General features: G+C 65.5%; 5 protein-coding genes. 4 read left to right on the top strand and 1 reads right to left on the bottom strand.

Annotated elements, in window-relative coordinates; genetic code table 11:
- Positions 1–307 (top strand): O-linked N-acetylglucosamine transferase family protein (locus AC1D00_RS21450; RefSeq protein ID WP_477012042.1); only part of this gene is annotated, 307 nt, incomplete at its 5' end.
- Between the two features lie 19 nt (positions 308–326).
- Here the strand turns inward: AC1D00_RS21450 and AC1D00_RS21445 are convergent.
- Positions 327–1,361 carry a cysteine synthase A gene (locus AC1D00_RS21445; RefSeq protein ID WP_477012041.1) on the bottom strand — a complete coding sequence of 345 codons (1,035 nt, stop codon included), beginning with the start codon at positions 1,359–1,361 and terminating at the stop codon, positions 327–329.
- Positions 1,362–2,065: 704 nt separating this feature from the next.
- Between AC1D00_RS21445 and AC1D00_RS21440 the strand changes: the two genes are divergently transcribed.
- The 3 genes from AC1D00_RS21440 to AC1D00_RS21430 form a co-directional block, all read left to right on the top strand.
- Entirely contained in the window at positions 2,066–3,550 is a 1,485-nt protein-coding gene (locus AC1D00_RS21440) for an efflux transporter outer membrane subunit (RefSeq protein ID WP_477012040.1), read from the top strand.
- Positions 3,540–4,949 (top strand): efflux RND transporter periplasmic adaptor subunit, encoded by a 1,410-nt coding sequence (locus AC1D00_RS21435; RefSeq protein ID WP_477012039.1) that lies wholly within the window; start codon positions 3,540–3,542, stop codon positions 4,947–4,949. Before AC1D00_RS21440 ends, AC1D00_RS21435 begins: the two co-directional genes overlap by 11 nt.
- Positions 4,950–4,985: 36 nt before the next feature.
- Positions 4,986–6,460, top strand: a 1,475-nt coding sequence (locus tag AC1D00_RS21430) for an efflux RND transporter permease subunit (protein WP_477012038.1), incomplete at its 3' end; no start/stop codon positions are given.

The following is a 6,460-nucleotide window of genomic DNA, read 5'->3' as shown; positions in this document are numbered from 1 at the left end:
CTATGCGGGCGTTCCGGTCATCGCCAAACTCGGCAACGGCGCCTCCTCGCGCGCCGGTGCCTCCATCGTGACCGCCGTCGGCCTTGGCGACTGGGTCGCAGAGGATGACGAGGGTTACGCCGCGATCGCCTGCAAATATGCAGCGCAGCCCGCCCATCTGGCGAAGTTGCGCGCGGAGCTGCCGGCTCGGATCGCGGCCTCGCGCGCCGGCAATGTCGAGATCTACACGCGAGAGCTCGAAGCGGGTTACCGCCAGTTCTGGAGCGACTATTGTGCCGCGGCTTCGGAACGCGGCGACGTGGCGTGACCCGGCCGAACCGCGACGATCAGACGAACGGCGGCTTGATGTTGCTGCGCTTCTCCAGCCATTCCGGCACCGGAAGGTTCTTGGCGCGCATGAAGTCCGCATTGAACAGTTTCGACTGATAGCGGCTGCCGGAATCGCAGAGCACGGTGACGATGGTCTTGCCGGGCCCGAGCTGCTTGGCCAGCCGCATCGCGCCGGCGATGTTGATCCCGGTCGAGCCGCCGAGGCACAGGCCCTCGTGCTGGAGCAGGTCGTAGATCACCGTGACGGCGTCGGTGTCGGCAATGAGATAGGCGTCATCGACCTTCGCGCCCTCGACGATCGCGGTCGCCCGGTTGAGGCCGATACCTTCGGTGATCGAACCGCCCGGCGTCGCCTTGGCTTCGCCGGTCCTGAAGTACTCGAACATGCCAGCGCCATGCGGGTCGGCACAGGCGATCCGGACGTTCTTGTTCTTTTCCTTCAGAAAGCGGCTGACGCCGGCGAGCGTGCCGCCGCTGCCGACCGAGCAGACGAACCCGTCGATCTTGCCGCCGGTCTGCTCCCAGATCTCCGGCCCCGTGGACTCGTAATGCGCTTTCGCATTGTCGAGGTTGTTCCACTGGTCGGCGAACAGCACGCCATTGGGCTCGGTCTTGCGCAGCTCGTCGGCGAGCCGGCGGCCGACATGCTGGTAGCTGTTGGGATTGGCGTAGGGAAGGGCCGGCACCTCGATCAGCTCGGCGCCGCACAGCTTGAGAAAGTCCTTCTTCTCCTGGCTCTGCGTCTCCGGGATCACGATCAGCGTGCGGTAGCCGCGGGCACTCGCCACGACCGCGAGCCCGATGCCGGTGTTGCCGGCGGTTGCTTCCACCACGAGACCGCCGGGCTTGAGCTCGCCGCGCTTCTCGGCCTCCAGGATCATCCACTTGCCGGCGCGGTCCTTCACCGACTGGCCGGGATTCATGAACTCGGCCTTCCCAAGAATGGTGCAGCCGGTCGCCTCCGAGGCGCGCTTGAGCTTGATMAGCGGGGTGTTGCCAATGGCTTCGACAACGTCGTTTCGAATGGTCATGTCAGGGGGAAATCGCTGGCAAGGGGTTGATCAGGTTGGCCAGAACCTAGTGCCTGGGAGACCAAAGGGAAAGGCTTTTGCGCTGCGGCGAAACGGGCGGAAGTGACCGCTCAGGCAATCATATTTTGGGGAAAGTTCAGCGAGGAGCTGCGGTGCCGCATCTCGGTGGCATGATTTGTCGGACAACTGTCAGGGCATGGAAGATAATGGTCGTTGCGGCCAACCCTCGCGCCAAATTTCCGCCGGCCGGGGGATGGGGACGACCACCTGCGCAACAGCTGCGTATTCCTTCTCGATCGTTGACGGCTTGGTGAGAATGGCTCGCCACGCTTTCAGGTGGAGCTTAAGCCGCATAGAGCTTGTTGCCGGCCAATGCGCAGCCGGATCAAACGGATCCGAGCGGGTGTGGCGCCGATATCACATGAAATCTTGGTAAGCTTGAATCCGCTTCGTGACGGCAGGAAAATACGAGAAGTCTCTGCAAGACAGCCATATCTTGCACTTTCGTGGCGCGGATATCGACGCATTCGGGCCGCCATCTCGCACCTGCGGGACTGTCCCGCTGTTCCGCGCCCGGCTAGGATGAATCTCAAGGTTCCGCTGAAAGCATCACCTGTGAACGAGTTGCAGAAAGCCCCCCGACTGTCCCGCCGCGAATCGGTTAATCCGGCTGTGCGGTGGCGGCTCGATCTGCCCGGTGGGGGGTGGATGTGACACAGCATGTTCCGGCGATCGTCCTGCGGCGGTCTCTAGGTTCTGCGTCCCGGACGCGTCGTGCGGCGCGCTGGCTCGGAGTGCTGTGCCTCGCCACCAGTTCAGGTGCCTGCATGCTGACGCAGGATCTTCCGGATCCCGCGCTCGATGTTCCCGCGCAGTACAAATACGCCGGGAAGGGGGATGCGCCGCCGTCGCTGGATTGGTGGCGCGGCTTCCGTTCCGCCGAGCTGACGCAGTTGATGGAGGAAGCGCAGACCGTCAACCTCGACATCGCCGCCGCCGTCTCGCGCATCGTCCAGGCGGACGCCCAGGCGCGGCAGGCGGGCGCGGCGCTGCTGCCGAGCCTGTCGGGCACTGGTCAGGAGACCTATTCGCGCACCTCCGGTTCATCAGCCTCGGGGCTCACCAATGGCGGCCGTGAGGTCGTCAATTACCAGGCCTCGCTCAGCGCGAGCTACCAGCTCGACTTCTGGGGCCAGAACCGCGACGCACTCCAGACGGCGGAAGAGACGGCGCACGCCAACCGCTTCGATCGCGACACGGTCGCGCTGACGACGCTTGCGGGCGTCGCCAACGCCTATTTCCAGGTGCTGACCTCGCAGGATCGCATCCGGACCTCACAGCGCAACATCGCGAGCGCGCAACGCATCCTCGATGCCGTCAAAGAGCGTCGCAAGGCCGGCACCGGCACCGATCTCGACGTCGCCCAGCAGGAGAGCGTGCTCGCCAACCAGAAGGCGCTGGTGCCGCCGCTGCGCCAGACCCTCGACCAGAACGTCAACGCACTCGCCGTGCTGGTGTCGCGGCCGCCGGAGAGCGTGCGCGTGCTCGGCGGCTCCCTGGACCGGATTGCGATCCCGCGCGTGACGCCCGGCCTGCCGTCGGAGCTGCTGACGCAGCGGCCGGACATCCGCCGGCAGGAGGCGCAGCTCGCGTCTGCGACCGCGAACATCGGCAATGCCCGCGCGCAGTTCTTTCCAACCATCCAGCTCACCGGCAATGGCGGCTATCAGAGCTCGGCGCTGGTATCGCTGTTCCAGCCGCATGCGGCCTTCTTCCAGCTCGTCGGCAGTGCGACGCAGCCGATCTTCGACGGCGGCAAGATCCTCGGTAATTTCGAATTTGCCAAGGCGCGGCAGGACGAACTGCTCCAGACCTACCGCAAGACCATCGTTCAGGCCTTCGCCGACGTCGACAATGCGCTGTTCTCGATCAAGCAGACCACGATCAAGCTGCAATTGCAGCGCGATGTCGTCACCGCCTCACGCCGCGCCTTCGATCTGTCGGAGCAGCAATTGCGCGCCGGCACCGCCGACATCGTGACCGTGCTCAACACCCAGCTGACCCTGTTCCAGGCGGAAGACGCGCTGTCGCAGGCCCAACTCGCACGGCTTCTCGCCATCGTCAGCCTGTATCAGGCGCTCGGCGGCGGCTGGGAACCGAGGATGGAGAAACCGGTCAATGCTCTTTAAGCCGGATAAGAAGGATGACGCGAAGGCGGGGACGATGAGGAAATCGTCGCGCGGCGGCTTCATCTTGACTCTGGTCACGCTCGCGATCCTCGGCGGCCTCGGCTATCTCGGCTGGACCGTGTGGCATCAGCAGCCGCAGCAGGCGAACGGCCGCAACCAGCGGCCCGACCTGCCGGTGCCGGTGCTGGCGGCAACGCCCCGCATCCTGGATGTCCCGGTCTATCTCGACGGCGTCGGCGCGATCCGCGCGCTCAACACCGTGACAGTGCGCTCGCAGGTCGACGGCAAGCTGATCGCGGTCAATTTCACCGAAGGCCAGGACGTCAAGAAGGGCGACGTGGTCGGCGAGATCGATCCCGCGCTCTATCAGGCGACCTACGATCAGGCGGTCGCCAAGAAAGCGCAAGACCAGGCCCAGCTCGCCAACCAGCGCATCGATTTGACGCGCTACGAGCAGCTCGCCGCCTCCAACGCCGGCTCCAAGCAGCAGGCCGACACCCAGCGCGCGCTGGTCGCGCAGACCGAGGCGCTGGTCAAGGCCGACCAGGCTGCGATCGACAATGCGGCGGCGACGCTGAGCTATACCAAGATCGTTGCGCCGATCTCCGGGCGCGCCGGCCTGCGCCAGGTCGACCAGGGCAACATCATCCACGCGTCCGACACCACGGGTCTCGTGGTGATCACGCAATTGCAGCCGATCGCGGTGTGGTTCAGCCTGCCGCAGCAGCAGATCATGCGGGTCAACGCGGCCGCCGCCAAGGGCGCGCTCGCAGTCGACGTGTTCGGCAATGACGGCGTCACCGTGATCGACACCGGCAAGCTGACCGGCATCGACAACCAGGTCGACCAGACCACCGGCACGCTCAGGCTCAAGGCTGAGTTCCCCAACGCCAATTACCAGCTCTGGCCGGGCCAGTTCGTCAATGTCCGCCTCAAGGTCGAGACCTTGATGCAGGCGCTGGTCGTCCCGACATCGGCGGTGCAGCGCGGTCCGATCGGCACCTTCAGCTATGTCATCGGCGAAGACAACGTCGCTTCGGCCAAGCCCGTGACGGTAACGCAGCAGAATGAGCACGACGCGGTGATCGCCAGCGGCCTGTCGGCGAACGACCGTGTCGTGACGACAGGCTTTGCCAATCTGTCCGATGGCTCCAAGGTCGTCGTCGGACGCGACGACCAGACGCCGTCGGCCGACCTCGCGCCGCGCAAGCGCTCGCGCGGGCCGGACGCTCAGAAAAAGGATGGCGCCAAGGACGGACAGAAGGACGGCCAAAAAGACGGACAGGGTAAGGACGGCGAGCCCCGCGCCAAGCGGAGCAGCACCGAAGGCGACCAGAAAGGACAGACCGGGCCGGCACCAGGACCTGGGGCAACGGGAAGTGGAGCCAAGCAGCCATGATCCCGACAACAGCCGCCTGAGCGGCAGGCGCATCCCATGGGAGTCTCCGAACCCTTCATCCGCCGTCCCATCGCGACCTCGCTGCTCGGCATCGCGCTCCTGATCGGCGGGTTGCTGGGCTATTTCTCGCTCCCGGTCTCGGCGCTGCCGCAGGTCGACTTCCCGACCGTGCAGGTGACGACGCAGCTGCCGGGCGCCAGCCCCGACGTGATCGCCTCGCTGATCACCGCGCCGCTGGAGCGGCAGCTCGGCCAGATCCCGTCGCTGTCGGCGATGAACTCGACGAGCTCGTTCGGCGTCAGCCAGATCTCGCTCCAGTTCGACCTCAACCGCGACATCGACGGCGCGACCCAGGACGTGCAGGCCGCGATCAATGCGGCCGCCGGCGTGCTGCCCAAGACGCTGCCTTATCCGCCGACCTACGCCAAGGTGAACCCGGCGGATGCGCCGGTCATGACGCTGGCGCTGCGTTCGGACACGATCTCGCTGCGGGCGATGAGCGACATCGCCGATACGCTTCTGGCGCAACGTTTGAGCCAGATCTCGGGCGTCGGGCGCGTCTCCGTGCTCGGCGGGTTGAAACCGGCCGTGCGCATCCAGGCGGATCTGGCGCGCCTTGCCGCCTATGGCATCGCCATGGAAGACCTGCGCACTGCGATCGCCAATGCCAACGTCTCCGGGCCGAAAGGCTCGCTCGACGGCGCGCAGCAATCCTACATCATCGCGGCCAACGACCAGATCGCCGCCGCCGACGCCTACAAGCCTGTCATCATCGCCTACCGCAACGGCTCGCCGGTCACGATCGCCGACGTCGCGCAGATCGTCGATGGCCTGGAGAACGACCGCACCGGTGGCTGGTACCAGGGCACGCCGGCGGTCATCATCGACATCCAGCGCCAGCCCGGCGCCAATGTCATCGACGTCGTCAGCCAGATCCGCGCCGAAATCCCGAAGGTCCAGCGCGCCATTCCGGCCGGTGTGAACCTCACCATCGTCTCCGACCGCACCGTGACCATCCGCGCATCGGTGCGCGACGTGCAGTTCACGCTGATCCTCAGCGTCGTGCTGGTGACGCTGGTGGTGCTGTTGTTCCTGCGCTCGCTCAGGGCCACGCTGATCGCGGGCGTCGCGCTGCCGCTGTCGCTGATCACGAGCTTCGGCATCATGTATTTTGCCGGCTTCAGTCTCGACAATCTGTCGCTCATGGCGCTGACGATCGGCACCGGTTTCGTGGTCGACGACGCCATCGTGATGATCGAGAACATCGTCCGCCACATGGAGAACGGTGACGGCCCGATGGAAGCCTCGCTGAAGGGCGCCAGCGAAATCGGCTTCACGGTGATCTCGCTGACGGTATCGCTGATCGCGGTGTTCATCCCGCTCTTGTTCATGTCGGGCCTCGTCGGACGCATGTTCCGCGAATTCGCGCTGACGCTGACGATCGCGGTCGTGACCTCGGCCGTGGTCTCGCTGACGCTGACGCCGATGATGTGCTCGCGCCTGCTACGGCA

This window comes from Bradyrhizobium sp. P2_E8 (genome assembly GCF_056403875.1).
Note: the sequence above shows the minus strand (reverse complement) of the source record. Positions and strands in the feature narration are given on the sequence as shown.